This is a genomic window from Micromonospora sp. NBC_00821, from assembly GCF_036347035.1.
In the GTDB taxonomy this organism is placed as follows: Bacteria; Actinomycetota; Actinomycetes; order Mycobacteriales; family Micromonosporaceae; genus Micromonospora; species Micromonospora hortensis.
The window spans coordinates 1,637,682-1,664,286 of sequence record NZ_CP108880.1; the positions used below are offsets into that span (position 1 = coordinate 1,637,682).

Consider the following 26,605-nt stretch of genomic DNA (forward strand, 5'->3'; position numbering starts at 1 on the left):
GGGTTGACGTGACAGGGGGACCCGAGATGGGGAGAAGACCGGTGACGGTGCGGCTGGCGCGGTGGAGCGCCGAGCACCCGTGGCGGGCGATCGCACTGTGGGCCGTGTTCGTGGCGGTGTGCTTCGTGGGTGGCAGCGCCGCCGGGCTCAACGAGGCCACCAGCGGTGACCAGGCGATCGGCGAGGCGGGGCGGGCCAGCCTGATCGTGGACGCCGGTGCCTTCGACGACCCGGCGGTGGACAACGTCCTCATCACCTCCCGGGGTGGCGCGTTGGACCCGGCGGCGGCGAAGTCGGCGGCCGACGATGCGGCGGCCCGCCTGCGTACGGTCACCGGGGTGGCCGGGGTGGGCCAGCCGGTCACCGCGCGGGACGGCTCGGCGATGCTGCTACCGATCACCATGTCGGGTGACTCGGAGACGGCCTCGGATCGGGTGCAGCCGTTGCGCGACGCCACCGCCTCCGTGCAGGCCGCGCACCCCGGGCTGCGGGTCGAGCAGGTCGGCGGGCCGTCGATCGGCCAAGCCCTGGACGACACCCTGGGTAAGGACTTCAAGCGCGCCGAGCTGCTCAGTCTGCCGGTCACCCTGGCGATCCTGATCATCGCGTTCGGGGCGTTGATCGCGGCGAGCGTGCCGGTGCTGCTGGCACTCTCCTCGGTGGCCGCCGCGATGGGTCTGTCCACTCTCGCCTCGCACCTGGTGCCGGCCACCGACACCACGGCACCGGTGATCCTGCTGATCGGCATGGCGGTCGGCGTCGACTACTCGCTGTTCTACATCCGTCGGGAGCGGGAGGAACGCGCCAAGGGTCGGTCCGGTCTGGACGCGGTGGAGATCGCCGCGGAGACCTCCGGGCACGCCGTGGTGGTCTCCGGCTTCGCGGTGATCATCTCGATGGCCGGGCTGCTGCTCGCCGGCGACGTGGTCTTCTCGTCCCTCGCCATCGGCTCGATCCTCGTGGTGGCCGTCGCGGTGACCGGTTCACTGACCGTCCTGCCCGCCCTGCTGGCCCGGCTCGGCCGATGGGTGGACCGGCCCCGGGTGCCGCTGCTCTGGCGACTGACCGCGCCGCGTACCGGCCGGCACGGCGAGCCCCGCACGCCCCGGCTGTGGCCGGCGGTGCTCCGGCCCGCGCTGCGCGCGCCGGTGGCGACGCTTGTCATCTCGGTCGGACTGCTGCTCGCGCTGGCCGCGCCGGCGCTCGGCATGAAGCTGAAGTTCCCCGGCATGGAGGACCTGCCCCGCACGACTCCGGCGATGCAGGCGTACGACCGGCTCACCGCCGCCTTCCCGAGCGCCGGCACCAATCACGTGGTGGCCGTTCAGGCGCCCGCCGACCAGGCCGACCGGGTACGCGCCGCCCTCACCGGCCTGTCCACCCGGGCGGCCGGCGATCCGCTGTTCGCCCCGGCCGAGGCGGACGGCCCGAAGATCGAGGTGTCGGCCGACCGGCGGGTCTCGGTGCTGGACGTTCCGACCCCGTACGCCAGTCGCGACGACCGGTCGGTGCAGTCGTTGGAGAAGCTGCGCGGGGACCTGGTCCCGGCCGAACTGCGGGGTATCCCCGGCATCGAGTACGCGGTGGGCGGGAGCGTCGCCGACAGCGAGGACTACGCCCAGCATGTCCGGGACAAGTTGCCGCTGGTCATGGGCTTCGTGCTGGTGCTGACCTTCCTGGTCATGACGTTCACCTTCCGGTCGGTGGTGATCGCGGCCAGCTCGATCGTGCTGAACCTGCTCTCCGCCGGTGCCGCGTACGGCCTGCTGGTTCTGATCTTCCAGGGCGAGTGGGCACAGGGACTGCTCGGCTTCACGTCGATGGGCGCGATCGTGTCGTGGCTGCCACTGTTCCTGTTCGTGGTGCTCTTCGGCCTCTCGATGGACTACCACGTCTTCGTGGTCAGTCGGATCCGCGAGGGCGTCCGGTCCGGCCTGCCCAACCGCGACGCCGTGTCGTACGGGATCACCTCGTCGGCCGGGGTGGTGACCAGCGCGGCGATCGTGATGGTCGGAGTCTTCTCGATCTTCGCCACGCTGAGCACCATCGACATGAAGCAGCTCGGCATCGGTCTGGCGGCGGCGATCCTGCTGGACGCCACCATCATCCGGGGAGTGGTGCTGCCGGCGTTGATGACAATGCTCGGCGACGCCAACTGGTGGGCCCCGCGCTTCCTGCGCCCCCGCCCGGCACCCGCGCCCACCGACCCGCCCGCCCCCACCCCAGAGCTGGTCCCAGTCCCCTAACCAACCGAACCCGCCCCGCCCCGCCCTCGGCCCTCGGCCTCGCCCCTCGGCCTCCGCCTCGGCGATCTTGCAGATTCTGTCGCGACAAAGCACGGCTAACCCGGCAATTCGACAACCGAAAGTGCAAGATCGCGGGGCGAGGCGAGGCGAGGCGGGGCCGGGGTGGGGGGTCAGGGGAGGGGGCAGGGTTCGCGGGACGCGTCCAGCGTGCGGTCCTTCCGGATCGACGCGAAGCCGTAGCCGACGGTGGTGACGCAGAAGTCGTCGGTCGAGCCGGTGTACTCGACGTGGAAGACCGGCTTACCGGCGTCGCTGAACGGCAGCAGTTTGGCGCACTGGGCCAGCCGGACGCACTCCTCGTTGACAGCGAAGTCGAAGTCCGGGGCCAGCGCGGCGAGCTGCGGCACGTCGTTGACCAGCCCCGGGGAGAGGCTCAGCGAGCGGGCCAGTTCGGCGAGCCGGCGGTTGAACAGCAGTTGGTCGTCGAAGTCGAGCGGAAAGCCGGTGCGCGCCGCGTACCCGTCGGCGTCGAAGAGCGCCACCGCGCCGAAACCCTTGCCCCGGCAGAGTCGGAACCGGTCGGCCAGCACCGGCCGGAGCGCGTCCCAACTCCGGACGTCCAGCCACCGGCTGTCGGGTCGACGCCCGGCCCCGCCCTGGATGACCTCCGGAAACCGGCTGGCGTCCGGGTCGTCGGAGCGGACCGATCCCACGTTGACCTGGCAGATCAGCCGGCGGTCCCGGGAGCGCAGTTCGGCGGTCTGTGCGGCGGTGCTGGCCACCGGGTCGAGGAGGAAGACGTGGGCGTCCACCGCCGGGTCGAGCGGGCCGCTGAGCTGCCACTGCCACTGCCAGTGCCGGGCCTGCGCCGCCGGCCACGCCGTGGGCGCGCCGGGCGGGGTAAGCGCGGGCCGGCACCCGTACGCCGGCACCAGGAGCACGAGGGCGACGCTGGCGGACAGGACGCGACGCACTGGGCGTACGGCGACGCGTCGCCGCGGCCGGATCCGCATCGGCAGCTCCCGGGTCCCGGGCGGCCGGTCGCCGCCCGCACCGGTACGCGGCCCCCACGCTCCGGCCGGACGTACCTCACCGGGTCAACGAGCGCGGGGGCGGGAACGACGCGCGGTCAGCGCGGCGCCGCGAAGACCTGCGTCCAGTACGGTCCGTTGCTGTTGGCGATGCCGACGCCGATCTCGGTGAACGCGCAGTTCAGGATGTTGGCCCGGTGGCCGGAGCTGTTCATCCAGGCGTCCATCACCGCGGCCGGGGTCTTCTGGTTCCAGGCGACGTTCTCGCCGTACGTGCGCCAGGTGTAGCCAACCCGGTCCAGTCGGGTGCCGGCGTTGCTGCCGTCGCTGCCGGTGTGGGACATGTTCTGTTTGTCGGCCTGGTCCTGGCTGTGCCGTTGGGCGGCCGTCATCAGCTTGTCGTCGATGCTCAGCGCCTTGCAGCCGGCCTTGGCTCGCTCGGCGTTGACCAGGTCCACCACCTCGCGGGCCTGAGCGCTGACGGAGCCGCTGGAGCCGCTGGAACCGCTGGAGCCGGTGGAACCGCCGGTGTTGCTCGGCGCGGTGCTGCGCTCGACGCTGCGGCGCGACGCCGCGGTGCTCCGCGACGATGCCGGCGTGGGCTTGACGACCTTGCTGGGCGACGGGCTCGGAGACGCCGGGGTGGGGATCGTCGACGGGGAGGGCGCGGCGAGGGCGTCCAGCTCCGGCTCTCCGGTCGGCGCGGCCGACGTGGCGAAGGAGTCGTCGACGGCCGTCGGCTGGGCGGCCCCGTCGTCACCGCCGGGCAGGGTGAGCGCGCCGACGCCGAAGCTCACGACGAGGGTGGCGGCCGCGGCGGCGCCCCCGATCATCAGCGGCCGGCGCCAGCGGCGTGGGGAGCGGTGCCGTCCCTCGCTGGGCCGGTCGGTCTCGGCGGCGCCGCGCCAGCCGTCGGTGGTCTCCGGTTCGGTGTCGGTGTGCCAGCCGCCGGGTGACTCGGCGCGCCGTCCGCCCGTGGTGTCCTGGGTCGGGCGGCTGTCGCCCCAGTCGCCGGTTTCGCCCTGCGGCTGGTAGGCCCCCCAGGCAACGGTGCGGGCGTCGGCCGCCTCGGCGGGGGTTGCCGGTTGCCGGCTGTCGGTGGGCTGCTCCCGGTGCCACTCGTCGCCCGGCTGACCGGGCTCGTCGCCGAAGAGGTAGGCCGAGCGGGGCTCCGGGCGGTCGTGCAGCCAGGCCGGCTCGTCGGTCGGTCCCTCGGCGCGCCGGGGGGCGCCGTTCGGGTCCATTGGATCGGTCCAGCCGTACACGCCTATGCCTCCAGGGGTCGGTTGCGGGCCGGGGTGACGCTACGGCGCGCCTACGACCTGCGGCAACGTGGCTAAGAAAGAGTTAAGGGGAAGTCGGACGCCAGGGTGCGGACTTCCGTGAATCCGGGCGTACAGTAAAGGCGTCCGGACAGAGAGTGTCCGTGCCTTGCGGCAGCCCCCCGACAAGTGGACAGGTCGACGTAGAGATGATCTACGGCCTGCGAGAACTTGACGAAGGAGGGGTTTGCGGCTCAATATATAGGTGTCGCCAGTCGCGCCCGGTCATGCCCAGATACAGCCTGGAATGACAGCCGCGTATGAATTGGGCGCGCGTTGGCCGGCCTTTCCGGCAGCGCATATCAAGGAGTCAGCATGGCGAAGGCCCTCTACGGCCACGTAGGTGCAGCGCCCGACCGGCGTCTGCTCGACGAGGTCACCCGACTGCGTTCCAGGGTTCAGGCACTGGAGTTCGAGATCACGCGTCTGCGTGCCGACAATGATCGGCTCGCGGCGGCTGCGGCGGAGGCGGACGATCTGCTCCGTCTGGCCGAGCCGGCGCTGACCTGATCTTCAGGTCGTAAAAACTGAATCGCACCATCGCAAAAATGCGCGCCGACACCTCTGTGCCGGCGCGTAACACTGTCCCGGGCCTTTTCGGCGCCGACGATTCATGATCATGCGGCCGATCGTGCGGGAACAGCGCCGCACAGTTACCGAAAAGCGCGTCGGCGGATAAGCCGATCATGAAAGGCGCTTGTCTTTCCCGCGGTCTCCCGGACGACAGCGCGCCCACTGTCGACGCGACGCGGGGCGGGTCGCGTGCCGGGCCGCTCCCGCCGGCGGGTTAGTCTGCGGGTTCACCCAGGTCCCCGCAGCCGGCGACGGTACGGCGGCCACCGGACGAGGATCGAGTAGGTGTATCTCAAGAGCCTGACGGTGAAGGGGTTCAAGTCCTTCGCCTCCGCGACGACGTTGAAGCTGGAGCCCGGGATCACCTGTGTGGTGGGCCCGAACGGCTCGGGCAAGTCCAACGTCGTCGACGCCATCGCCTGGGTCCTCGGTGAGCAGGGCGCCAAGGCCCTCCGTGGCGGCAAGATGGAGGACGTCATCTTCGCCGGCACCGCCGGTCGGGCGCCGCTGGGTCGCGCCGAGGTCACCCTCACCATCGACAACACCGACGGCGCGCTGCCGATCGAGTACACCGAGGTCTCCATCACCCGTCGGATGTTCCGCTCCGGCGAGAGCGAGTACGAGATCAACGGCAACTCGTGCCGGTTGCTCGACATCCAGGAGCTGCTCTCCGACTCCGGCATCGGCCGGGAGATGCACATCATCGTCGGGCAGGGCCGCCTCGACGGCATGCTGCACGCCAAGCCGGAGGACCGCCGGGCGTTCATCGAGGAGGCGGCCGGCGTCCTCAAGCACCGCAAGCGCAAGGAAAAGGCGCTGCGCAAGCTCGACGCGATGCAGGTGAACCTCAACCGCCTCACCGACCTCACTGCCGAGCTGCGTCGTCAGCTCAAGCCGTTGGGCCGACAGGCCGAGGTGGCCCGACGCGCTGCCGCCATCCAGGCCAACCTGCGCGACGCCCGGCTGCGGCTGCTCGCCGACGACCTGGCCACCCTGCGGAACACCCTCGACCGGGAGATCGCCGACGAGACCGCGCTGCGCGAGCGGCGCGAGCAGATCGAGGGTGAGCACACCGAGGTGCAGGGCCGGCTCGGCGAGTTGGAGGCCGCCCTCGCGGAGGACGCGCCGCTGCTCGCCGCCGCACAGGACACCTGGTACAAGCTCTCCGCCCTCCAGGAGCGCTTCCGCTCGATCGAGCAGTTGGCCCGGGAACGGCTGCGGCACCTCAGCGCCACCGGCGACGACGAGCGGCCCGGCCGCGACCCGGACCAGCTGGAGGCCGAGGCGGAACGCGTCCGCGAGCAGGAGGAGGAGCTGCGCGGCGCGCTCACCGACGACCAGGTCCGGCTGGCTGAGGCGGTCGAGCACCGCCAGGAGTTGGAGCGGCAGTTGGCCGCCGCCGAGCGCGAGCTGGTCGCCGCGGCCAAGGCCATCGCCGACCGGCGCGAGGGGATGGCCCGGCTCACCGGCCAGGTCAACTCCGCCCGGGCCCGGACCACCAGCGCCGGCGAGGAGATCGAACGCCTCGCCATCGCGCACGCCGACGCGCTGGGCCGCGCCGAGCAGGCGCAGGCCGACCTGGACGCGGTCGCCGCCCAGTCCACCGAGGCCGACCGGGACAACGCTGACCTGGACGCCCGGCACGCCGAGGCGGTCGCCGTGCAGGAACGGGCCCAGGCCACCGTCCGATCGTTGTCCGACGCCGAGCGGGCGGCGGAGAAGGACGCCGCCACCTGGAAGGCCCGCGAGGAGGCGCTCGCCCTGGGGCTGCGGCGAAAGGACGGCGCGGGGGCGCTGCTCGCCCGCGCCGGGGACGTGCCCGGCCTGCTCGGCAGCCTCGCCGGGTTGCTCACCGTCGCGCCCGGTCACGAGGCCGCGCTGGCCGCCGCGCTCGGCGGCCTCGCCGACGCGGTCGCCGTCAGCGGGGTGGACGAGGCCGTCGAGGCGATGCGGCTGTTGAAGATCTCCGACGCCGGTCGGGCCGGCCTGCTGGTCGGCAGCCCGGCCGGTCCCGGCATGACCGGCTCCGCGGACGCGCTGCGCCCGAAGCTGCCGGACGACGCCCGGTGGGCACCCGACCTGGTGGAGTGCGGCGCCGAGCTGCGTCCGGCGGTGCACCGGGCCCTGCGGGACGTGGCGCTCGTCGACGATCTCGCCGCCGCCGCCGAGCTGGTCGCCAGCAACCCCGAGCTGCGGGCGGTCACCCCAGACGGCGACGTGGTCGGGGCGTACGCGGCGGCGGGCGGGTCGGCCAAGGCCCCCAGTTACATCGAGGTGCAGGCCGCCGTCGAGGAGGCCCGCGCCAACCGGGTCACCGCCGAACGCGCCGGCCTGGAGCTGCGCGATCAGTTGGTCGAGGCGCGCGCCGAGGTGGCGGCCGCCAAGGAGGCCGTGCAGCACGCCGCAGCCGAGAAGCGCGAGGCGGAGAGCCACCGCAACGCCGCCGCTCGCCGGCTGGCCGAGCTGGGCGCGGCGGCCCGTTCCGCGAAGGCCGAGACCGACCGGCTCGGCGACTCCCGCTCCCGCGCCGAGGCCGCCCGGCAACGGGACCTCACCGCGCTCGCCGAGCTGGAGGAGCGGCTCCGGCTGGCCGAGGAGACCCCGGTCGACGCCGAGCCCTCCACCGAGGAACGGGATCAACTGGCGGCCATGGTGCCGCAGGCCCGGCAGAACGAGATGGAGGTCCGGCTCGCCGTGCGTACCGCCGAGGAGCGGGTCTCCTCGATCGCCGGCCGGGCCGACTCGCTCGCGCGGCAGGCCACCGCGGAGCGGGCCGCCCGGGAACGCGCGGCGGCCCGACGGGCCGCCCGCGCCCGGGGCGCCGGCATCGCCCGGTCTGTCGCCGCTGGCGCCCGGGAGGCGCTGACCCGGCTGACCAAGTCGATCGCGACGGCCGAGGAGCACCGCGACGCGGTCGCCCTGGAGCGCGCCGCGCGGGAGGCAGAGCTTCAGGAGGTACGCGGCGCCGCCAAGCGGCTCGGCGCGGAGTTGGAGCGGCTGACCAGCCAGGTGCACCGCGACGAGGTGGCCCGGGCGGAGCAACGGCTGCGCATCGAGCAGTTGGAGGCGAAGGCCGCCGAGGACTTCGGGCTGGACGTGGAGACGCTGGTCGCCGAGTACGGTCCGACTCAGCCCGTTCCGCCGACCCAGGTGGACGTCGCGGCGGCCGAACGTGACGGTCTGCCGGTGCCCGAGCCGGTGCGCTACGAGCGGCCGGTGCAGGAGAAGCGGGCCGCGAAGGCGGAACGCGAACTCGCCCTGCTCGGCAAGGTCAACCCACTCGCGCTGGAGGAGTTCGCCGCGCTGGAGGAGCGTTTCAAGTTCCTCTCCGAGCAGTTGGAGGACCTCAAAGCCACCCGTCGGGACCTGCTCACAGTGGTCAAGGACGTGGACGAGCGGATCCTGGAGGTCTTCGCCAGTGCCTTCGAGGACACCGCCCGCGAGTTCGAGCAGGTGTTCACAGTGCTCTTCCCCGGTGGCGAGGGACGGCTGATCCTCACCGAACCGGACGACCTGCTCACCACCGGCGTCGAGGTGGAGGCCCGCCCGCCAGGCAAGAAGATCAAGCGGCTGTCGCTGCTCTCCGGTGGCGAGCGGTCACTGACCGCGGTGGCCATGTTGGTGGCGATCTTCCGCGCCCGACCCAGCCCGTTCTACATCATGGACGAGGTGGAGGCGGCCCTGGACGACGTCAACCTGGGCCGGCTGATCACGTTGCTGGCACAGTTGCGCGAGAAGAGTCAGCTGATCGTCATCACGCACCAGAAGCGGACGATGGAGATCGCCGACGCGCTCTATGGCGTGACCATGCGCAGTGGGGTCACTCAGGTGATCAGCCAACGGCTCAACCGGGCCGACGAGGACGACCAGCGGCACGGCCGCGGCGAGGAGAACGGGTAGTGGCTCGGGAACGCGCGACGGCGCTCCTGCTGGACTTCGACGGCGTACTGCGCCGGTGGGACCCGGCGGTGGCTGCCGTTGTCGAGCGGGAGTACGGCCTCTCCGCGGGGGTGCTCGGTGAGATCGCCATGCAGTGGGGGCGGCTCCAGCCGGTGCTCACCGGCCAGGTCAACCACGCCGACTGGATGAACAGCGTGGCGGACGCCCTGGCCGAATCGGTGGGCAGCCCGGAACGGGCCCGCGCCGCTGTGGAGCAGTGGCAGAGCTACCGGGGAGAGGTCGACCAGGAGGTGCTGGCGTTCGTCCGGGAGGTCCGTGCGGCGGGCGTCCGGGTCGGGCTGGGCACCAACGCCACCGACCTGCTCGACGCCGACCTGGCCGCACTCGGCCTGGTCGGCGAGCTGGACGTGGTGGTCAACTCCTCGGTGATCGGCGTGCACAAGCCCGCCCCGGAATACTTCAAGGCCGCCTGCGTGGCCCTGGCCACCCCGCCGGCCCGGGTCCTCTGCGTCGACGACGAGGACTGGGCCGTGCGGGGTGCCCGGTCCGCCGGGCTGTCGGCGCACCGCTGGGGCGGCCACGCCGACCTGCGGTACCTGCGGGCGGCCCTGGACTACTGAGCGCTCGTCACTCGCCGGTGACGCCGTCGATGCGTTCCCGGATCAGGTCGGCGTGGCCGTTGTGCCGGGCGTACTCCTCGATCATGTGCACGTACACCCAGCGCAGGTTGAAGGTGCGCTTCTTCGCGCCGACCTCGGTGAACGTCTCGTCGAGCGAGTGGCCGGCGGCGGCCTCGCGGGCCAGCGCCACCTCGCTGTGGAAGGTGGCGAAGTCGGCAGCGGCGTCGGCGGCGCTGACGTCGTGGTCGGCGTCCGGGTTGTCCGGGGTGAAGTACGGGTAGTCGACATGCTCGCCGGCGAAGTTCTCCCGGAACCACCAGGCCTCCACCTCGGCCAGGTGCCGGACCAGGCCGAGCAGGGTCAGCCCGGACGGTTCCACGCTCGGCGTCCGCAACTGCTCCTCGGTCAGGCCGGCGCACTTGAGCAGCAGCGTCTGTCGGTGGTAGTCGAGCCAGCCGTCGAGCATGGTGCGCTCGTCGCCGACGTACGGTTCGGGGGTCCGGGTGATCTCCGGCGCGATCCAGGTCATGCCGCGCATCCTGCCCGGCACCCCGGACATGCCGCGACGGGTTATCAGGGCACCACGACGACCGGCCAGCGGCCGGCGCGGACCAGCCGGGTGGCGACCGAGCCAACGAGCCGGTGTCCGGCCTGCTCGGAGGCGCCGACGACCACCATGTCGGCCTGGAACTCGTCGGCCGCCGCGCACAGCTCGCCGTACGCGTCGCCGCGCCGCACCAGCAGGGTCACCGGAATGCCCCACTGCTCGGCCCCGCGCCGGCACTCCCGGCGCAGCTCGTCGGCCAACTCGTCGTGGGTGCGCTGGACCGCGCCGGCGTCCATGCCGGGCACCAGGGCGGTCAGCCCGCTCGGTGAGCTGACGAAGACCACCACCAGCGCGGCGCCCTGCCGACGGGCCAGGCCCGCGGCGTAGGAGCCGGCCCGCTCGGAGGTTCGGGTGCCGTCGATGCCCACCATGATCACCCGAGGGCCGTCCGTACCGCGCTCGAAGGGCAGCGGTCGAGTCCGGGGGCCGTACTCCTCGCGGTCCGGTGCTCCCACGCCCATGGCTCTACCTCACCTCTGCTCGCCGGTACGGATCACGGGTGCGCCAGCGCCGGCGGCGACTGTCGATTCCCGCTCGACCTGGTCGGAAACCGGGTTGCCGTTGTGCTGGCGCAGTGGCACCTCCTTGATGAAGGCCACAGCGATCAGCGCGATCAGCGCGAACGGGGCGGCGGCCAGGAAGATGTCGCCGGCGCCGTGGCCGTACGCGCTCTCCACCACCGCCCGCAGCGGGCCGGGCAGGGTGTGCACGTCGGGCAGGGCGCCGCCGCTGCCGGAGCTGGAGGCGGGGATACCGAGCTGGGCCAGCCCGTCGGCGGTGTAGTCCTTGACCTTGTGGGCGAGTACCGCGCCGAGGGCGGACACGCCGATCGCGCCACCCAGGCTGCGGAAGAACGCCACCACCGAGCTGGCCGCGCCGAGTTCGTGCGGGCCGACGGTGTTCTGCACGGCGAGGACCAGGTTCTGCATGGTCATACCCAGGCCGACGCCGATCAGCAGCATGTAGACGCTGAGCAGTGTGAAGCTGGTGTCCGCGCGAAGGGTGCCCATCAGCGCGAAGCCGATGGTGAGCAGGGCCGAGCCGATCACCAGGTACCGCTTCCAGCGGCCGGTCTTGCTGATGACCCGCCCGATGACGGTGGAGGCGACCAGCAGGCCGAGGATCATCGGCAGGGTCATCAGGCCGGACATGGTCGGGCTCTGCCCGCGGCTGATCTGGAAGTACTGGCCCAGGAAGATCGACGCGCCGAACATGCCCACGCCGACCGCGATGCTGGCGACGACGGCGAGGGTGATGGTGCGGTTGCGGAACAGCCGCGGCGGGATCATCGGCTCGGCGGCCCGGGTCTCGACCCGGATGGCCAGCGCGCCGAGGACCAGCGCGCCGACGACCATGACGGCGGTCTGCCAGGAGGCCCAGGCGAACTGGTCGCCGGCGAGCGAGACCCAGATCAGCAGCACCGAGACGGCCGCGGTGATCAGGGTGGCGCCCCACCAGTCGATCTCGGCCTTCCGCTTGACCACCGGCAGGTGCAGGGTCTTCTGGAGCACGATCAGCGCGAGGATGGCGAACGGCACGCCGACGTAGAAGCACCAGCGCCAGCCGAGCCAGGAGGTGTCCACGATCACGCCGCCGATCAGCGGGCCGCCGATGGTGCCGACGGCCATCACGGCGCCGAGGTAGCCGCTGTAGCGGCCGCGCTCGCGGGGCGCGATCATCGTGGCCATGATCACCTGGGCCAGCGCGGTGAGACCGCCGGCGCCGACACCCTGGAGCACCCGGCAGGCGATCAGTTCACCGGTGCCCTGGGCGAGACCGGCCAGCACCGAGCCCAGCACGTAGATCCCCAGGGCGAGCTGGACCAGTGTCTTCTTGCTGGTCAGGTCGGCCATCTTGCCCCAGATGGGGGTGGTCGCTGTGGTCGCGAGCAGTGCCGACGTCACCACCCAGGTGTACGCGGACTGGCCGCCGTGCAGTTCGGTGATGATCCGCGGCAGCGCGTTCGAGATGACCGTGGAGGAGAGGATCGCGACGAACAGACCCAGCAGCAGGCCGGAGAGTGCTTCCAGGATCTGCCGGTGGGTCATGGTCACGGCGGTCGCCTGGGGAGGCACTGTCGCCTGGCTCATCGTTTGTTGCCTCCGAGCGGAGTCGAGGTGGAACGGCGGGGCTGGTACGCACGGGCCGCCTGTGAGTTGCCTGAGGCAACCGTATGCCTTGGTTGCCTGAAGCAACAACTTGTCGGACCGGGGCCCTATTCCCCCGCGCGTTGGGAGCTACCGCCCCGCGTTGAGGGCTACTGCCAGGAGTCGTTGAACCGGCCGAGCAGCCGCGCGAATTCCTCGACGTCCCGTTCCGGCCAGCCGTCCAGAGCGCGCAGGAACTCGCCCAGCCGGGCCGCGCGGGCCACGTCGAACCGGCGCTGCCCCTCGTCGGTGAGGCTGATCTGCGCGGCCCGCCGGTCACTCGGATCGGGGTCGCGGTGCACCAGACCGAGGACTTCCAGGGCGTTGATCTGCCGGCTCAGCGTCCCCTTGCCCACGCCCAGCCGAGCCGCCAACTCGGTCAACCGGATCGACCCGCTACGGCGCAACCAGAGCAGCAACCCGTAGGTGTTCGGCTCCAGGTTCGGGTGCACCTCCCGGGCGATCTCCCAGGAGACCGCCCGGCCACGGCGCAGCAGAGCGGTCAACTCGTGCTCAACCGCCCGGATCGGCTCCGGCAGGTGCTCGTCCACGGCGTAGAGACTACGGCGCGGCTGGCTCGCGGTCGCCGGAGAGTCGACGCCGCATCACCGGGCGTAGGTGCCCGTCCTTGGTGGTGCCCTCGATGACCACGTCGGCCCCGCGCCCGTGATGGGTCAGGGTGGCGACCGCGTTACCGAAGTACGGGCCGGCCAGCTTGCGCCAGCGCACCCCCGGCCGGCGTACGCCCGCCGAACGGGCCAGCGCCCGGGTAGCCCCGGCCGGACCGGGCGACCAGCCCAGCCGCATCAGCGGACGGATGCCCGCCGGAACCTGGTTGTGGATCGGCGAACACGTGAGTTGGTGCACCGGGGTGACCACCGCCGGGTCCGCGAACCGGGCCCGCGCCACGTACGAGTGGTGCACGTCACCGGAGAGCACGCTGATCGACGCCGGCGGGGCGTACGCCGGGCCGGCCCCGATCCGCGCACCGGACTGCCGTGGCGTGCCGGTGCCGATGCGGGCGAACGTCTCCGCGAGCGCCTCGAAGGAGCGCCGGAACGCCGCCCAGTGCTCCAGGTCCAGGGCGCGGCGCAGCTTCTCCGCCCCGCGCGCCACCCACGGTCGCCGTGAGTCCGCCAGTTTCTCGTTCCACGCCTCGATGTGGTGGATGCCCTGCGGCAGCAGCCAGGGCAGCGAGGCGCCCACCACCAGGTGGTCGTAGACCCCGTGCGCCTGGTCGAGGAACCAGGCCCACTCGCCGGGCGGCAGCATCGCCCGGCTGTTGGGCTCGAGCACCCGGCTGCACCTGTTGTCCAGCATGACCAGCCGGGTCCGGCCCAGGTCGAGTGCGTAGCTCCACTGGTACTGCACCGCGCGCCAGCGCTCGGTGTCGTGCGCCAGGTCGGACTCCTGGTCGACCCGGTGGCCGAACTCGCGCAGCACGCTGGTGGCGTCCTCGGCGGCGGCCACCTTCGCGAAGACCGGATCGGCGACGATCTCGTCGGGGGAGAGGTTGCCCAGGTGCTGGTAGACCCAGTACGAGGCGAGCCCACTGCCGATCCGCTCCTGCCACCACGGCTGCTCGCGCACCTCGGCCCGCCACGCCGCCGAGGTGTTCCAGTCGTCGATGATCTCGTGATCGTCGAAGATCATCACGCTGGGCACCGTGGAGAGCAGCCAGCGGATCTCCGGATCACGCCAGGACTCCAGGTAGAGCTTGGTGTACTCGTCGAAGCTCACCACCTGGTCGGCCGGAGCGCCCTTCGGCCGCCGCCGCCGTCGACGCAGCAGTCGGCGCACTGTGGGCGAGGTGACGTCGGCGTAGACCTGGTCACCGAGCAGCACCAACAGGTCGGGCAGCGGGTTCGACTCCGGGTCGGCCATCAACCGCCGGGCGTACGCGTCCAACGCGTCCGGTGGCAGCTTGCGGGTGGTGGCGTGCTGGGTGGTCTCGCGACACGACCCGAAGATCAGATTGACCGGCTGGTCCCGATCGTCGGCGGCCCGGGTGCGGATCACGCTCGGCGGGAACCCGCTGCTCGGCACCGGCCAGACGATCTCGTCGTCGACCAGCACCTCGTAGGTGGTCTCGCTGTCCGGGGCAAGGCCCTCCACCACCACGAGGGCGTAGTGGTGGTCGTACGCCGAGAAGGTGGGAGCGGTGCCGGTGGCGCCGCTGGCGGTGCGGACGGTGACCACGGCGGGCGCTGCCGTCTCCACCCAGATCGTCGCACGGGTGTCCACCACACGCCGCAGAAGTGGGCCGATGAGGAGGTGTGCGGCGGGCATGCGGCCGAGCCTACCGCCGGTCCCCGGCACCGGCCGGGTGCGGTGGCTGAGACTCCGGGCACCGCTCGGGGTGCGGTGGCTGAGACTCCGAGCACCGGCTCGGGGTGCGGTGGCTGGGACGCCGCCGCCGGCATCTGACAGGATTCCGGCATGGCCGAATATCTCGTCCTCGCTCTGGTCCTGCTCGGTGTGCTGATCGCCGGCACAGTCGGGCTGGTCGTGCCGCGACTGCGGCGGCGGCCCGAGCCCCCGTTGCCACGCACGGAGGTCGACACCAGAGCTGAGGAGGATCTCGCCGGCCCGCCGGTCGAGGCCCCGGAGTCCGATCTGTCCACCGGCGTCCTGGTCGAGCCGCCGCCGGTGCTCGAACCACAGGTCGAGGTCCCCGAGCCGACCGCCGGGCGGCTGGTCCGGCTCCGCTCGCGGTTGTCCCGCTCACAGAACGTGTTCGGTAAGAGCCTGCTCGGTCTGCTCGCCCGCGACCACCTCGACGAGGACGTCTGGGAGGAGATCGAGGACAGCCTGATCACCGCAGACGTCGGCGTCGACGCCACCCGCGACATCGTCGACCGGCTCCGCGAGCGCACCCGGGTGCTCGGCACCCGCTCGGCCTCCGAGCTGCGGGCACTGCTCGCCGCCGAGCTGGTCAACGCGCTCGACCCGAGCCTGGACCGCTCGTTGCGGACCGCCCCGAAGGACGGCGTGCCGGCGGTGGTCCTGGTCGTCGGCGTCAACGGCGCCGGCAAGACCACCACCTGCGGCAAGATCGCCCGGGTGCTGGTGGCCGACGGTCGCAGCGTGCTGCTCGGCGCGGCGGACACCTTCCGGGCCGCCGCGGCCGACCAACTGGAGACCTGGGGCTCGCGCGTCGGAGCGGAGACCGTGCGGGGGCCCGAGGCCGCCGACCCGGCCAGCGTCGCGTTCGACGCCGTCAAGCGCGGCATCGACACCGGCGTGGACACAGTGCTCATCGACACCGCCGGCCGCCTGCAGAACAAGGTCGGCCTGATGGACGAGCTGGGCAAGGTCAAGCGCGTGGTGGAGAAGCAGGGCCCGATCGACGAGACACTGCTCATCCTGGACGCCACCACCGGGCAGAACGGCCTGGAGCAGGCCCGGGTCTTCACCGAGGTGGTCAACGTGACCGGTGTGGTGCTGACCAAGCTCGACGGCACCGCCAAGGGCGGCATCGTGATCGCCGTGCAGCGCAAGCTCGGCATCCCCGTGAAGCTGGTCGGCCTCGGCGAAGGCAAGGACGACCTGGCCCCGTTCGACCCGGCGCAGTTCGTCGACGCGTTGCTGGGGACCGAGGCCACCGGCCGGGACGCGTAGTCTCGGGTGACCACTGACGATCGCGCGTACGCGGGCTGGCGTGACCCCGGCCATCCTTCGCAGCGCCTCGGGAGACCGTACGTGACTTCGCAGGAGATCCCGCTGCACGGCGGCAACGTGAGCACAGTTGTCCGCGTGGGTGACACGGTCCGGCGCAACGCCGGGCCGTGGACCCCGTCCGTGCACGCGCTGCTGCGCCACCTGGAGTACGTGGGGTTCACCGGCGCCCCCCGGGCGCTCGGGATGGACGAGCGCAACCGTGAGGTGCTGTCGTACCTGGAGGGGGAGTGCGGAGAATATCCGCTCGCCCCGCACTGGGTGACCGACGAGGCCCTGGTCACCGTCGCCACCATGCTGCGGATGTTCCACGACGCGCAGTACGGCTTCACTCCTCCGCAGGCGGCGGTCTGGCGCTCGTTCGGGCCCCCACCACCGGACACCGAGGTGATCTGCCACCACGACGCCGCGCCGCACAACGTGATCTGGCGTCCGGACGGCACCCTCGGGCTGATCGACTTCGACCTCGCCTCGCCCGGAGCGCGGATCTACGACGTGGCGTACGCGGCCTGGACCTGGGTGCCGATCTTCGCCGACCGGGACTCGATCACGCTGGGCTGGAAGCACCCGGACCGGCCCCGCCGCCTCCGGCTCTTCGCCGACGCGTACGGGCTGATCCCTCGCGACCGGCACCGGCTGATCCGGACCATCCGCAAACGGATCGTGGATCACGTCGAGGGGATCCGACGGATGGCCGCCGCCGGCGAGCCGGCGTTCGTCCGGATCGTGCACAAGGGCCACCTGCGTCGGCCGATGCGCGATCTGCGGCTGCTCGACTACGAGCGGCACACCCTGGAGAACGCCCTCCGCTGAGCGCCGGTCGGGCGATGCTCGGCCGGGTCCGTCAAGCGCACCGGTCGATGCCGTTGACCGGTCAGTCATCGACGATCGCCGTCCGGTCGATCCACAATCGTCCATGCTCATGACTGTGCGGAGTTCGTGACACGTCCGAAACAACCCGTCACGAAACGGAAACCCGCACGGGACCCAAAGTGAAACAGCCGGCCGCGAAGCTTCCGCGCAACCGGCCTACGGGCGACGCTGCCCCGGAAAGCCGCGAAGGAGGACTTCACCCTTTAGGAGGCCAGCGTGCCTGAAGCACCGACGATCGACGGCGCCAATACCACGTGGCTGCTGGTTTCGACCGCGCTCGTGCTGCTCATGACCCCCGGACTGGCGCTGTTCTACGGCGGCCTCAACCGGGCCAAGGGCGTACTCAACATGATGATGATGAGCTTCTCGGCTATCGGGCTCATCTCTATTCTGTGGTGGTTCTACGGATTCAGCGTCGCCTTCGGGGCCGACGTGAACGGCTTCTGGGGAGACCCGGGCGCGTACCTCGGCACCAAGACCTTCCTCGCCGAAACCGACCTGTGGGGTGCCACGGCGGAGAACCCCAGCGGCATCGGCGTCCCGCTCTACGTGTTCATGGCCTTCCAGATGGTCTTCGCGGTGATCACCGTCGCGCTGATCAGCGGTGCCATCGCCGACCGGGCCAAGTTCGCCGGCTGGCTGCTGTTCGCCTTCGGCTGGGCCACCCTGGTCTACTTCCCGGTCGCCCACTGGGTGTGGGGCGGCGGCATCATCGGCGGCGACATCCACGCACTGGACTTCGCCGGTGGCACCGCGGTACACATCAACGCCGGTGCGGCGGCCCTGGCCGTGGTCCTGGTCCTCGGTAAGCGGCTCGGTTGGCCGCGGGAGGGCATGAAGCCGCACAACATCCCGCTTGTCGCGCTCGGTGCTGGTCTGCTGTGGTTCGGCTGGTTCGGCTTCAACGCCGGCTCGGAGCTGACCGTCGACTCGGTCGCCGGTCTCGCGTTCATCAACACCCAGCTCGCCACGGCGGCGGCGGTGCTCGGCTGGATCGCTGTCGAGTGGGTCAAGACCCGGAAGCCGACGATGGTCGGTGCCTCGTCCGGTGCCGTCGCCGGCCTGGTCGCCATCACCCCGGCCTGTGGCTTCATCGCCCCCTGGGCGGCCGTCCTGCTCGGCATCGTCGCCGGTGCGGTGTGCGCGCTCGCCGTCAGCCTCAAGTACAAGCTCGGCTACGACGACTCGCTCGACGTGGTCGGTGTGCACTTCGTCGGTGGTTGGATCGGCTCGCTCTGGCTCGGTCTCTTCGCCACCAACTCGGTCAACGCCGCGATCACCGACGTGGTGGGCGCCTCCGACGGCCTCTTCTACGGCGGCGGAGCGACCCAGCTCGGGCGGCAGGCCCTCGCCGGCCTGATCGTCACCGTCTGGTCGTTCGGCGTCGCCTGGGTGCTCGCCTTCGTCATCGAGAAGACGATCGGCTTCCGGGTCAAGGGTGAGGCCGAGGTCGAGGGCATCGACATCGCCGAGCACGCCGAGAGCAGCTACGACCTGTCCCCGGCTGGCGGCGGCACGGGCAGCGCGTTCGCGATGGCCGGCATCGGCACCCCCGGTGGCGGCACGAGTGGTGCCAAGCCGCCGGCGGAGCCCGCCGAGCCGGTCAGCGAAAAGGTCGCCGGTTAACGTTCCTGGGATGGAGGGGTTGGACATGAAGCTGGTGACCGCAGTCATCAAGCCGTACCAACTGGACGCGGTGAAGGAGGCCCTGCACGCCCTCGGGGTGGCCGGGCTGACCGTCAGCGAGGTTCAGGGGTACGGGCGGCAGAAGGGGCACACCGAGGTCTACCGGGGTGCCGAGTACACGGTCGAGTTCCTGCCCAAGATCCGGGTCGAGGTGCTCACCGACGAGATCGACGTCGACAAGGTGGTGGACGCGATCGTTGGAGCGGCCCGCACGGGCAAGATCGGTGACGGCAAGGTCTGGGTCACCGGTGTCGAAGAGGTCGTCCGGGTACGTACCGGCGAACGCGGCCTCGACGCACTCTGACGCGGCCACTACTGACATGACCTCGTTGATCAAGAAGAACGCGTCAGGACCCGCCGACGACGGTGACGCGAACCTCTTGATCAACGAGGTCGTCGGCGTTCCCGGGGGGATCGGGGAAGCGGCCCGGCGGGGGCGGGCCGCCGCGTACGACTCGTTCCTGCGGGGGTTGCTGCCGGCGCGGGACGGGGTGGCGCTGCTGGCCGTCGGGGGGTTGGGTCGGCGGCAGTGTGCCCCGTACGGCGACCTCGACCTGGTGCTGCTGCACGCCGGGGTGCCCGGCATCGACGAGTTGGCCGCCTCCGTCTGGTACCCGATCTGGGACGCGGGCCTGCGGCTCGACCATTCCGTCCGCACCGTCGCCGAGGCGCTCTCGGTCGCCCAGGACGACGTCAAGGTCGCCCTCGGGCTGCTCGACGCCCGGCTGATCGTGGGGGACCAGGCGCTGGCCGACGCGCTGATCCGCACCGCCGCCGATCACTGGCGGCGTACCGCCGTCCGGCACCTGCCCGGCCTGCGGGAGGTCACCGAAGCCCGCTGGCAGGCCCACGGCGAGCTGGCGTTCCTGCTGGAGGGCGACCTCAAGGAGGCCGCCGGTGGCCTGCGCGACGTGGGGCTGCTGCGGGCGATCTCCGCGGCCGGCATCACCGACGCGCTGCGCCCCGCCGTACGCGCCGCCCACCTGCGCCTGTTGGACACCCGCGACGCGCTGCACCAGCAGGTCGGCCGACGGGTCGACCGACTGGTCGCCCAGGAACGCGACGGAGTGGCCGCCCTGCTCGGCCTGCGACAACTCCAGCCCGGCACGTCTGACGCCGCGCGGCGGCCTGGAGCCGTCGTGGAGGACGGCGACGCGTTGCTGCGTCGGGTCGCCGGTGACGCCCGCACGGTCAGCCACGCCCTGGACGACGCCTTCCGGGCCGCCGACCGGCTGCGCTCCGGTCGCTCCCGGGCCGGCAACGGCCGCCCGGCCCGCCGCCCGGTCGCCCGCGACGTGGTCGAGCACGACGGCGAGTTGGTGCTCGCCCGCACGGCGATCGGGGCCCGCCCCGACCCGAGCCTCTCGCTGCGGGTGGCCGCCGCGTCGGCCACGACCCGAATCCCCATCGCGCGGGCCACCTGCGAGTGGCTGGCGGCGTACTGCCCGCCCCTGCCGGCTCCCTGGCCGGCCGAGGCCCGGGCCGCGCTGATCACCCTGCTCGGCGCCGGTCCCGGCCTGGTGCCCGCCTGGGAGACCTGCGACCGGTACGGGCTGGTCGACGGCTGGCTACCCGAGTGGACCCGGCTGCGCAGCCTGCCCCAGCACAACCCGGTGCACCGCTTCACCCTCGACCGGCACCTCGTACAGACCGCGCACGAGGCGAGCCGGCACGCCCGCGAGGTCGAGCGCCCCGACCTGCTGCTCCTCGGCGCTCTCCTGCATGACATCGGCAAGGGCCTCCCCGGTGACCACAGCACAGTCGGTGTGCCGGTTGCCCAGGCGGTGGCCACCACTGTCGGTCTGCCTCCCGCGGAGGTCGAGCTGATCGGCAAGCTGGTCCGGCTGCACCTGCTGCTGCCCGACGTGGCCACCCGCCGGGACCTGAGCGACCCGGTCACCATCGCCTCGGTGGCCGAGGCGGTCGGCGACACCGGCACCCTGGACGTGCTGCACGCGTTGGTCCGCGCCGACGCGGCGGCGACCGGGCCGGCGGCCTGGTCGGACTGGAAGGGTCGACTCGTCGCCGAGTTGGTCGCCCGGGTTCGCACCGCGCTCGACACCGGCGTACTCCCCGAGCCACCCGCACCGGACCCGGAGCTGCTGGCCGGGCCACTGCCGGTCGTCCACCTGACCGGCGACCGGGTGTCGGTCGCGGCGGCCGACCGGCGGGGCCTGCTCGCCACCGTGGCCGGCTGCCTGGCGTTGCACCGGCTTGAGGTGATCTCCGCGGACGCCTCCGCCGTCGACGGGCGGGCCCTTGTCGAGTGCCGGGTGCAGCCCCGCTACGGCCTTCCGCCGGACCCGGTCCCGCTCCGCGCCGACCTGCGCCGGGCGGTCGCCGGCGACGTGTCGGTCACCCAACGGTTGCGTGGCCGTGCGCTCGCCAGCCGTGCCGGCGGCGCGGCTCCACGAGTGGTCTGGCACCGCGAGGCGGCCACGGACGCCGTACTGCTGGAACTGCGCGCCGCCGACGCCGCCGGGCTGCTCTACCGGGTCGCCTGCGCGCTCGACGAGGCCGGCGCCCTGGTTCGCGCGGCCCGCATCTCCACCCTCGGCGCCGACGTGGTCGACGCCTTCTATCTGGTGGGCGGTTGGCCGGACGACGCCACCCGAGCCCGCCTGGAAGCCGCAGTCCTAACCGCCGTCTAACCGCCCCGCCGTTTCCCGCTGCCCCGCCCCGCGTTCCCCGCGTTCCCCGCGTCGATCTTGCACTTTGTGTCCCCGCGTACCGCGCAAAAGCCACATCCTGGCGACACAAAGTGCAAGATCGCGAGGGCGAGGGCGAGGGCGAGGGCGAGGGCGAGGGCGCGGGGCGCGGGGCGCGGGTGGATGGGCGGGGTGGGGGTACGTCCGGGGGCGTAGGGGCGGCGCCGCTCGTGGACGGACGTCGCGCGGCACCTGCGCGGGCAGAATGACGGCCATGCGACAGGGCGGGCAGTGGCGGTGGCCGGAGGTGGCGGCGGATGCCGCGCTGGCCCTGGTGCTGCTCGGGTTCGGGTTGCTCGCCACCGGCCTGGCCGGGGACAACCAGCCAGGGTCGAGGCCGGTGGATGCCGCCAGTCGGGTGCTGATCGCCGTCGCCGCGCTCGCCCTGCTGGTCCGGCGGCGCTCTCCCGTCGCCGCCCTCGCCGTGGTCACAGTGGCCACCTCGACGTACCTGCTGACCGGCTACCCGTACGGGCCGATTCTGGTCACGTTCCTGGTCGCGGTCTACACAGTGGCCGTGCGGCTGCCGGTGCGACCGGCGGCGCTCGCCACCGGTGGGGCGTTCGTCCTGTTGTTGGCGCACGTCTTCTTCGGGCGGGGGCCGGCGCCGGGTTGGACGGGAGTGCTGCCCGCGTCGGCCTGGGTGGTCGTACCGCTCGCCGTGGGGGTGGTGGTGCGGGTGAGCCGTGAGGCGACAGCGCGTACCCGTGCCGAAGAGGCCCGCAGACGAGTTGAGCAGGCGCGACGGCAGGCCGACGAGGAGCGGCTGCGCATCGCGCAGGAGGTGCACGACGTGGTGGGGCACGGGTTGGCCGCGATCAGCATGCAGGCGGAGATCGCCCTGCACCTGCTGCCGAAGCGGCCGGAACAGGCGGAGGTGGCGCTGACCGCGATCAGCCGGACCAGCCGCGAGGCGCTGGACGAGCTGCGGGTCACCCTGGGCGCGGTGCGGCGGGGCGCGGAGCGCGGACCGGTACCCGGCCTGGCCCGGCTCCCCGCGCTGCGCGACCGGCTCGCCGGGGCGGGGCTCGCCGTCGAGGTGCGCGTGGTCGGGGACCCCCGGGAGGTGCCGGCCGCCGTCGACCTGGCCGCGTACCGGGTGGTGCAGGAGGCGTTGACGAACGTGCTGCGTCACGCGGGGGTGGCGAGCGCGGAGGTGACAGTGGGCTACCGCGCCGACGAGGTGACGGTCGAGGTCACCGACCGGGGGGTGGGTGCCGGCCGCCCCGGGACGGCTCCTGCCGACGACGAGGGTGGCCACGGTCTGGCCGGGATGCGCGAGCGGGTCGCGGCGCTGGGCGGGCGGTTGAGCACCGGGCCGCGCGCCGGGGGCGGGTTCCGGGTGTACGCCGGGCTGCCCGTGGAGCCGACGACGTGATCCGGGTGCTGATCGCCGACGACCAGGACCTGGTCCGGCTCGGGCTGCGCGCGCTGGTGGAGAGCGAGGACGACCTGGCGCTGGCCGGTGAGGCGTCCGACGGGCTGCGGGCTGTCGAGTTGGCCCGTCGGGAACGGCCGGACGTGGTGCTGATGGACATCCGCATGCCCGGCATCGACGGCATCGAGGCGACCCGCCGTATCGTCGCCGACCCCGACCTGACCGGCACGCGGGTGGTGGTGCTCACCACCTTCGAGCTGGACGAGTACGTCTTCGACGCGCTGCGCCACGGTGCGAGCGGGTTCCTCACCAAGGACACCAGACCGGCTGAGCTGCTGCGCGCGATCCGGCTCGTCGCCGAGGGGGAGGCGCTGCTGTCGCCGTCGGTGACCCGTCGGGTGGTGCGGGAGTTCGCGACCCGGCCGTCCCGGGTGCTTCGTCCGCACCCCCGACTCGAGGCGCTGACCGATCGGGAGCGGCAGGTCGTCGGCCTGGTCGGTGAGGGCCTGAACAACGAGGAGATCGCCGCACGGTTGGTGGTCAGCCCGGCGACCGCGCGGACCCACGTCAGCCGGGCGATGGGCAAGCTGGGAGCCCGGGATCGGGCCCAGCTCGTCGTGTTCGCGTACCAGTCGGGGTTGGTGTCGGGGTGAGGCCCGGGCCGGGCGACAGCGGCCCTACGGCCGGGCGGTTACCCTAGCGGTGGCCGGACTCCGCAGTGCCGGCCGCGTTGTGCCCGCCGGAACACTGACAAACGGGATGTTCGCGTGTTTGACACCTTGAGTGACCGCCTGTCCGGGATCTTCACCAAGCTCCGCGGCAAGGGGCGGCTCACCGACGCCGACATCGACGCCACCGCGCGCGAGATCCGCCTCGCGCTGCTGGAGGCGGACGTCGCGCTGCCGGTGGTCAAGGGCTTCATCGCGGCCGTCAAGGAGCGGGCGCGCAGCTCCGAGGTCTCCCAGGCGCTGAACCCGGCCCAGCAGATCATCAAGATCGTCAACGAAGAGCTGATCACCGTGCTCGGCGGCGAGGGCCGACGGCTCCAGTTCGCCAAGCAGCCGCCGACCGTGATCATGTTGGCCGGCCTCCAGGGTTCCGGTAAGACGACCCTCGCCGGCAAGCTGGCCCGCTGGCTCAAGGGCCAGGGGCACCAGCCGCTGCTGGTCGCCGCCGACCTTCAGCGCCCCAACGCCGTCGGGCAGCTCCAGGTGCTCGGTGGCCGGGCCGGTGTCGAGGTGTACGCCCCGGAGCCCGGCAACGGCACCGGTGACCCGGTGCAGGTGGCCCGCGCGTCGATCGAGCACGCGAAGCGCTCCGCACGCGACATCGTCATCGTCGACACCGCCGGCCGGCTCGGCATCGACGCCGAGATGATGCAGCAGGCCGCCGACATCCGCGACGCCGTCTCGCCGGACGAGGTCATCTTCGTCATCGACGCGATGGTCGGTCAGGACGCCGTCCGCACCGCCGAGGCGTTCCGCGACGGCGTCGGCATCACCGGTGTGGTGCTCTCCAAGCTCGACGGCGACGCCCGTGGTGGTGCCGCGCTGTCGGTCCGCGAGGTCACCGGGCAGCCGATCCTCTTCGCCTCCACCGGTGAGAAGCTGGAGGACTTCGACGTCTTCCACCCCGACCGGATGGCCAGCCGGATCCTCGGCATGGGCGACGTCCTCACTCTGATCGAGCAGGCCGAGCAGGCCTTCGACTCCGATCAGAAGGAGAAGATGACCGCCAAGCTGATGGGCGGTGAGCAGTTCACCCTGGACGACTTCCTCGACCAGCTCATCGCGGTGCGGCGGATGGGCCCGATCGCCAACGTCCTGGCCATGATGCCCGGCATGGGGCAGATGAAGGACCAGCTCGCCGAGCTGGACGACAGCCACTTCGACCGGGTCACCGCGATCATCCGGTCGATGACCCCGGGCGAGCGGACCAACCCGAAGATCATCAACGGTTCTCGCCGGGCGCGTATCGCCAACGGCTCCGGGGTCACAGTGATGGACGTCAACCAGCTGCTCAACCGCTTCGCCGACGCGCAGAAGATGATGAAGCAGATGGGCGGCATGATGGGCCTGCCCGGCGGTGGCCGCCGCAAGGCGACCAAGTCGCCGAAGAACAAGCGCAAGGGCACCAAGGGTGGCGGTCGTCCGCGTACCGGCGCCGGCGCCGGGATGCCCGCGGGCTTCCCGGGTGGCATGCCGCAGCTCCCGCCGGGGATGGACCCGAACGACCTCGCTGGCGGCCAGGGCCTGCCGCCCGGCTTCAAGCTCCCGAAGATCGACTTCAACAAGCTCGGCAAGGGTGGCGACAACCGCCCCCGCTGACCTCTGTGCGGGTCGAGGACGACCTGCTCGCCCCCGACGGGGAGTGATCGGGTAGGACTGTGCGCATGGCTCTTCATGTGCGCGGCGTGCTGCTTCCCGACGACGAGGTACGGGATCTCTGGCTGGTCGGCGACCGGGTGACCTTCACCCCGGTGCCCGGCGCGGAGACCGTCGTCGACGGTGGCTTCGTGCTGCCGGGGCTGGTCGACGCGCACTGCCACATCGGCATCGCCCGAGGTGGCGCCCCGATCACCTCGCTCGACCAGGCCCGCGCGTTGGCCCACGTCGACCGGGACGCCGGGGTGCTGGCGATCCGGGACGCCGGCTCGCCGCACCCGTACCCCGAACTCGACGACGAGCCGGGCCTGCCGCGACTGGCCCGCGCGGGCCAGCACGTCGCCCCGCCGAAGCGCTACCTGCGCGACATCGGCGTGGAGGTCGACGCGGCCGAGGTGGCCGCCACCGTGGCCGCGCAGGCGCGGGCCGGCAACGGCTGGGTCAAGCTGGTCGGCGACTGGATCGACCGGGGCGTCGGTGACCTGGCGCCAGCCTGGGACGCGGACACCCTCACCGCCGCCGTGCGGGCCGCGCACGACGCCGGGGTACGCGCCGCGGTGCACACGTTCTCCGAATCGGCCGTCGAGATCATGGTGCGGGCCGGGGTGGACTCGGTGGAGCACGGCACCGGGCTCAGCCTCGACCTGATCGACGAGATGGCCCGCCAGGGCACCGCCCTGGTCCCCACGATGATCAACATCGCGACCTTCGGGGGCATCGCCGAGCAGGCGCGGGGCAAGTTCCCCGGGTACGCCGACCACATGCTCGCGCTGCGCGACGGCTTCCCCGAGGTGGTGCGTGCCGCGCACGAGGCCGGGGTGCCCATCTACGTGGGCACCGACGCCGGCGGCGGCATCGATCACGGGCTGGCCGCCGAGGAGATGCTGCTGCTGCACGAACGGGCCGGCATGGCACCCATCGACGTACTCGCCGCCGCCTCCTGGGGCGCCCGTGCGTGGCTCGGCTTCGCCGGCCTGGTCGAAGGCGGCCTCGCCGACCTGACCGTCTACCCCGAAGACCCCCGTAGTGACCTGCGCGTCGTCCGCGCCCCGTCCCGCACGATCCTCCGCGGCCGCGTCATCCGCTGACCCCCGCCGGCACCCCGCCACCCGGTGTGGCGCCGGCCGAGCCTGGCCGTGCGGACCGTCCGGGCCCTGTCGTGCCGACCCGCGCCGGACGCAATGCAAGATCGTCCGCCGCCCGGCCCGCCGCGGCGCGGCGTGGCCCGACCCGGCCCTACGCGGCGCGAGGCGGCCCGGCCCGGCGCAAGATCGTGCTCGATCCGGGTTGTAGTGGCATCCCCGAACCCCGAGGCCCCTACATCCAGGATCGAGCGCGATCTTGGTGTTCGGCGAGATCAAAACCCGCGCAACATCGGGGATGTTGCTGTCTCCCGCGCGCCTGAGGCAGCAACATCCGGCAAGTTGCTCGGATCTTGGTGCGGGGTGCGGG

20 protein-coding genes are annotated in these 26,605 nt (G+C 72.2%); 13 read left to right on the top strand and 7 right to left on the bottom strand.

Features of this window, described 5'->3' with window-relative positions; translation table 11 throughout:
• Positions 1-26 precede the first annotated feature (26 nt).
• A complete protein-coding gene (locus tag OHB44_RS07690) occupies positions 27-2,246 on the top strand; it encodes an MMPL family transporter (RefSeq protein WP_330440092.1) in 2,220 nt (739 codons plus the stop codon).
• 170 nt (positions 2,247-2,416) lie between these two features.
• Here the strand turns inward: OHB44_RS07690 and OHB44_RS07695 are convergent, their stop codons facing one another.
• Both OHB44_RS07695 and OHB44_RS07700 read right to left on the bottom strand, forming a co-directional pair.
• Complete coding sequence (locus OHB44_RS07695; protein ID WP_266303427.1) at positions 2,417-3,259, bottom strand: endo alpha-1,4 polygalactosaminidase; 843 nt, start codon at positions 3,257-3,259, stop codon at positions 2,417-2,419.
• Between the two features lie 116 nt (positions 3,260-3,375).
• Positions 3,376-4,521, bottom strand: a complete 1,146-nt coding sequence (locus OHB44_RS07700; protein ID WP_330440093.1) for a CAP domain-containing protein — start codon at positions 4,519-4,521, stop codon at positions 3,376-3,378.
• 393 nt (positions 4,522-4,914) lie between these two features.
• On the opposite strand from OHB44_RS07700, the gene OHB44_RS07705 reads away from it, so the two are divergent.
• The 3 genes from OHB44_RS07705 to OHB44_RS07715 all read left to right on the top strand — a co-directional run bounded on the left by OHB44_RS07705 (position 4,915) and on the right by OHB44_RS07715 (position 9,692).
• Positions 4,915-5,109 carry a hypothetical protein gene (locus tag OHB44_RS07705; protein WP_030487463.1) on the top strand — a complete coding sequence of 65 codons (195 nt, stop codon included), beginning with the start codon at positions 4,915-4,917 and terminating at the stop codon, positions 5,107-5,109.
• 348 nt (positions 5,110-5,457) lie between these two features.
• Positions 5,458-9,072 (top strand): chromosome segregation protein SMC, encoded by a 3,615-nt coding sequence (gene smc, locus OHB44_RS07710; RefSeq protein ID WP_238684609.1) that lies wholly within the window; start codon positions 5,458-5,460, stop codon positions 9,070-9,072.
• Positions 9,072-9,692, top strand: a complete 621-nt coding sequence (locus tag OHB44_RS07715) for an HAD family hydrolase (RefSeq protein WP_238684608.1) — start codon at positions 9,072-9,074, stop codon at positions 9,690-9,692. The genes smc and OHB44_RS07715 overlap by 1 nt, the downstream gene beginning before the upstream one ends.
• A 7-nt stretch (positions 9,693-9,699) precedes the next feature.
• On the opposite strand, the gene OHB44_RS07720 is transcribed toward OHB44_RS07715, so the two are convergent.
• From OHB44_RS07720 to OHB44_RS07740, 5 genes are all read right to left on the bottom strand, one after another.
• Positions 9,700-10,221, bottom strand: a complete 522-nt coding sequence (locus OHB44_RS07720; RefSeq protein WP_238684607.1) for a DinB family protein — start codon at positions 10,219-10,221, stop codon at positions 9,700-9,702.
• A 44-nt stretch (positions 10,222-10,265) separates the two neighbouring features.
• A complete protein-coding gene (locus OHB44_RS07725) occupies positions 10,266-10,760 on the bottom strand; it encodes a universal stress protein (protein WP_238684606.1) in 495 nt (164 codons plus the stop codon).
• A gap of 9 nt (positions 10,761-10,769) precedes the next feature.
• Positions 10,770-12,389 (bottom strand): MDR family MFS transporter, encoded by a 1,620-nt coding sequence (locus OHB44_RS07730; protein WP_238684605.1) that lies wholly within the window; start codon positions 12,387-12,389, stop codon positions 10,770-10,772.
• A 167-nt stretch (positions 12,390-12,556) separates the two neighbouring features.
• On the bottom strand, positions 12,557-12,997 hold the full coding sequence (locus OHB44_RS07735) for a MarR family winged helix-turn-helix transcriptional regulator (RefSeq protein WP_238681244.1): 441 nt from the start codon (positions 12,995-12,997) through the stop codon (positions 12,557-12,559).
• 10 nt (positions 12,998-13,007) lie between these two features.
• Positions 13,008-14,735: an alkaline phosphatase D family protein gene (locus tag OHB44_RS07740; protein ID WP_238684604.1), complete on the bottom strand. Its 1,728-nt coding sequence runs from the start codon at positions 14,733-14,735 to the stop codon at positions 13,008-13,010.
• Between the two features lie 150 nt (positions 14,736-14,885).
• On the opposite strand from OHB44_RS07740, the gene ftsY reads away from it, so the two are divergent.
• From ftsY to OHB44_RS07785, 9 genes are all read left to right on the top strand, one after another.
• Positions 14,886-16,067 (top strand): signal recognition particle-docking protein FtsY, encoded by a 1,182-nt coding sequence (ftsY, locus tag OHB44_RS07745; protein ID WP_112603473.1) that lies wholly within the window; start codon positions 14,886-14,888, stop codon positions 16,065-16,067.
• A gap of 6 nt (positions 16,068-16,073) precedes the next feature.
• The gene (locus OHB44_RS07750; protein WP_181518597.1) at positions 16,074-16,937 is read left to right on the top strand and encodes a phosphotransferase; all 864 of its coding nucleotides are present in this window, start codon (positions 16,074-16,076) and stop codon (positions 16,935-16,937) included.
• 276 nt (positions 16,938-17,213) lie between these two features.
• Positions 17,214-18,623: an ammonium transporter gene (locus OHB44_RS07755; protein WP_238684603.1), complete on the top strand. Its 1,410-nt coding sequence runs from the start codon at positions 17,214-17,216 to the stop codon at positions 18,621-18,623.
• A 25-nt stretch (positions 18,624-18,648) separates the two neighbouring features.
• The gene (locus tag OHB44_RS07760) at positions 18,649-18,987 is read left to right on the top strand and encodes a P-II family nitrogen regulator (protein WP_172862163.1); all 339 of its coding nucleotides are present in this window, start codon (positions 18,649-18,651) and stop codon (positions 18,985-18,987) included.
• 16 nt (positions 18,988-19,003) lie between these two features.
• The gene (locus OHB44_RS07765) at positions 19,004-21,334 is read left to right on the top strand and encodes a [protein-PII] uridylyltransferase (RefSeq protein ID WP_330440097.1); all 2,331 of its coding nucleotides are present in this window, start codon (positions 19,004-19,006) and stop codon (positions 21,332-21,334) included.
• A 271-nt stretch (positions 21,335-21,605) separates the two neighbouring features.
• Positions 21,606-22,769, top strand: coding sequence for a sensor histidine kinase (locus OHB44_RS07770; RefSeq protein WP_330440098.1), 1,164 nt, complete (start codon positions 21,606-21,608; stop codon positions 22,767-22,769).
• Complete coding sequence (locus OHB44_RS07775; protein WP_112678685.1) at positions 22,766-23,422, top strand: response regulator transcription factor; 657 nt, start codon at positions 22,766-22,768, stop codon at positions 23,420-23,422. The genes OHB44_RS07770 and OHB44_RS07775 overlap by 4 nt, the downstream gene beginning before the upstream one ends.
• Before the next feature lie 114 nt (positions 23,423-23,536).
• Positions 23,537-25,096 (top strand): signal recognition particle protein, encoded by a 1,560-nt coding sequence (gene ffh, locus OHB44_RS07780; RefSeq protein ID WP_238686666.1) that lies wholly within the window; start codon positions 23,537-23,539, stop codon positions 25,094-25,096.
• A 65-nt stretch (positions 25,097-25,161) separates the two neighbouring features.
• The gene (locus tag OHB44_RS07785; protein ID WP_330440100.1) at positions 25,162-26,241 is read left to right on the top strand and encodes an amidohydrolase family protein; all 1,080 of its coding nucleotides are present in this window, start codon (positions 25,162-25,164) and stop codon (positions 26,239-26,241) included.
• Positions 26,242-26,605 lie beyond the last annotated feature (364 nt).

Coding starts and splice junctions, on each gene's coding strand:
- OHB44_RS07690 (WP_330440092.1), top strand. CDS start 27: ATGGGGAGAAGACCGGTGACGGTGCGGCTGGCGCGGTGGAGCGCCGAG.
- OHB44_RS07695 (WP_266303427.1), bottom strand. CDS start 3,259: ATGCGGATCCGGCCGCGGCGACGCGTCGCCGTACGCCCAGTGCGTCGC.
- OHB44_RS07700 (WP_330440093.1), bottom strand. CDS start 4,521: ATGGACCCGAACGGCGCCCCCCGGCGCGCCGAGGGACCGACCGACGAG.
- OHB44_RS07705 (WP_030487463.1), top strand. CDS start 4,915: ATGGCGAAGGCCCTCTACGGCCACGTAGGTGCAGCGCCCGACCGGCGT.
- OHB44_RS07720 (WP_238684607.1), bottom strand. CDS start 10,221: ATGACCTGGATCGCGCCGGAGATCACCCGGACCCCCGAACCGTACGTC.
- OHB44_RS07725 (WP_238684606.1), bottom strand. CDS start 10,760: ATGGGCGTGGGAGCACCGGACCGCGAGGAGTACGGCCCCCGGACTCGA.
- OHB44_RS07730 (WP_238684605.1), bottom strand. CDS start 12,389: ATGAGCCAGGCGACAGTGCCTCCCCAGGCGACCGCCGTGACCATGACC.
- OHB44_RS07740 (WP_238684604.1), bottom strand. CDS start 14,735: ATGCCCGCCGCACACCTCCTCATCGGCCCACTTCTGCGGCGTGTGGTG.
- ftsY (WP_112603473.1), top strand. CDS start 14,886: ATGGCCGAATATCTCGTCCTCGCTCTGGTCCTGCTCGGTGTGCTGATC.
- OHB44_RS07760 (WP_172862163.1), top strand. CDS start 18,649: ATGAAGCTGGTGACCGCAGTCATCAAGCCGTACCAACTGGACGCGGTG.
- OHB44_RS07765 (WP_330440097.1), top strand. CDS start 19,004: ATGACCTCGTTGATCAAGAAGAACGCGTCAGGACCCGCCGACGACGGT.
- OHB44_RS07770 (WP_330440098.1), top strand. CDS start 21,606: ATGCGACAGGGCGGGCAGTGGCGGTGGCCGGAGGTGGCGGCGGATGCC.
- OHB44_RS07785 (WP_330440100.1), top strand. CDS start 25,162: ATGGCTCTTCATGTGCGCGGCGTGCTGCTTCCCGACGACGAGGTACGG.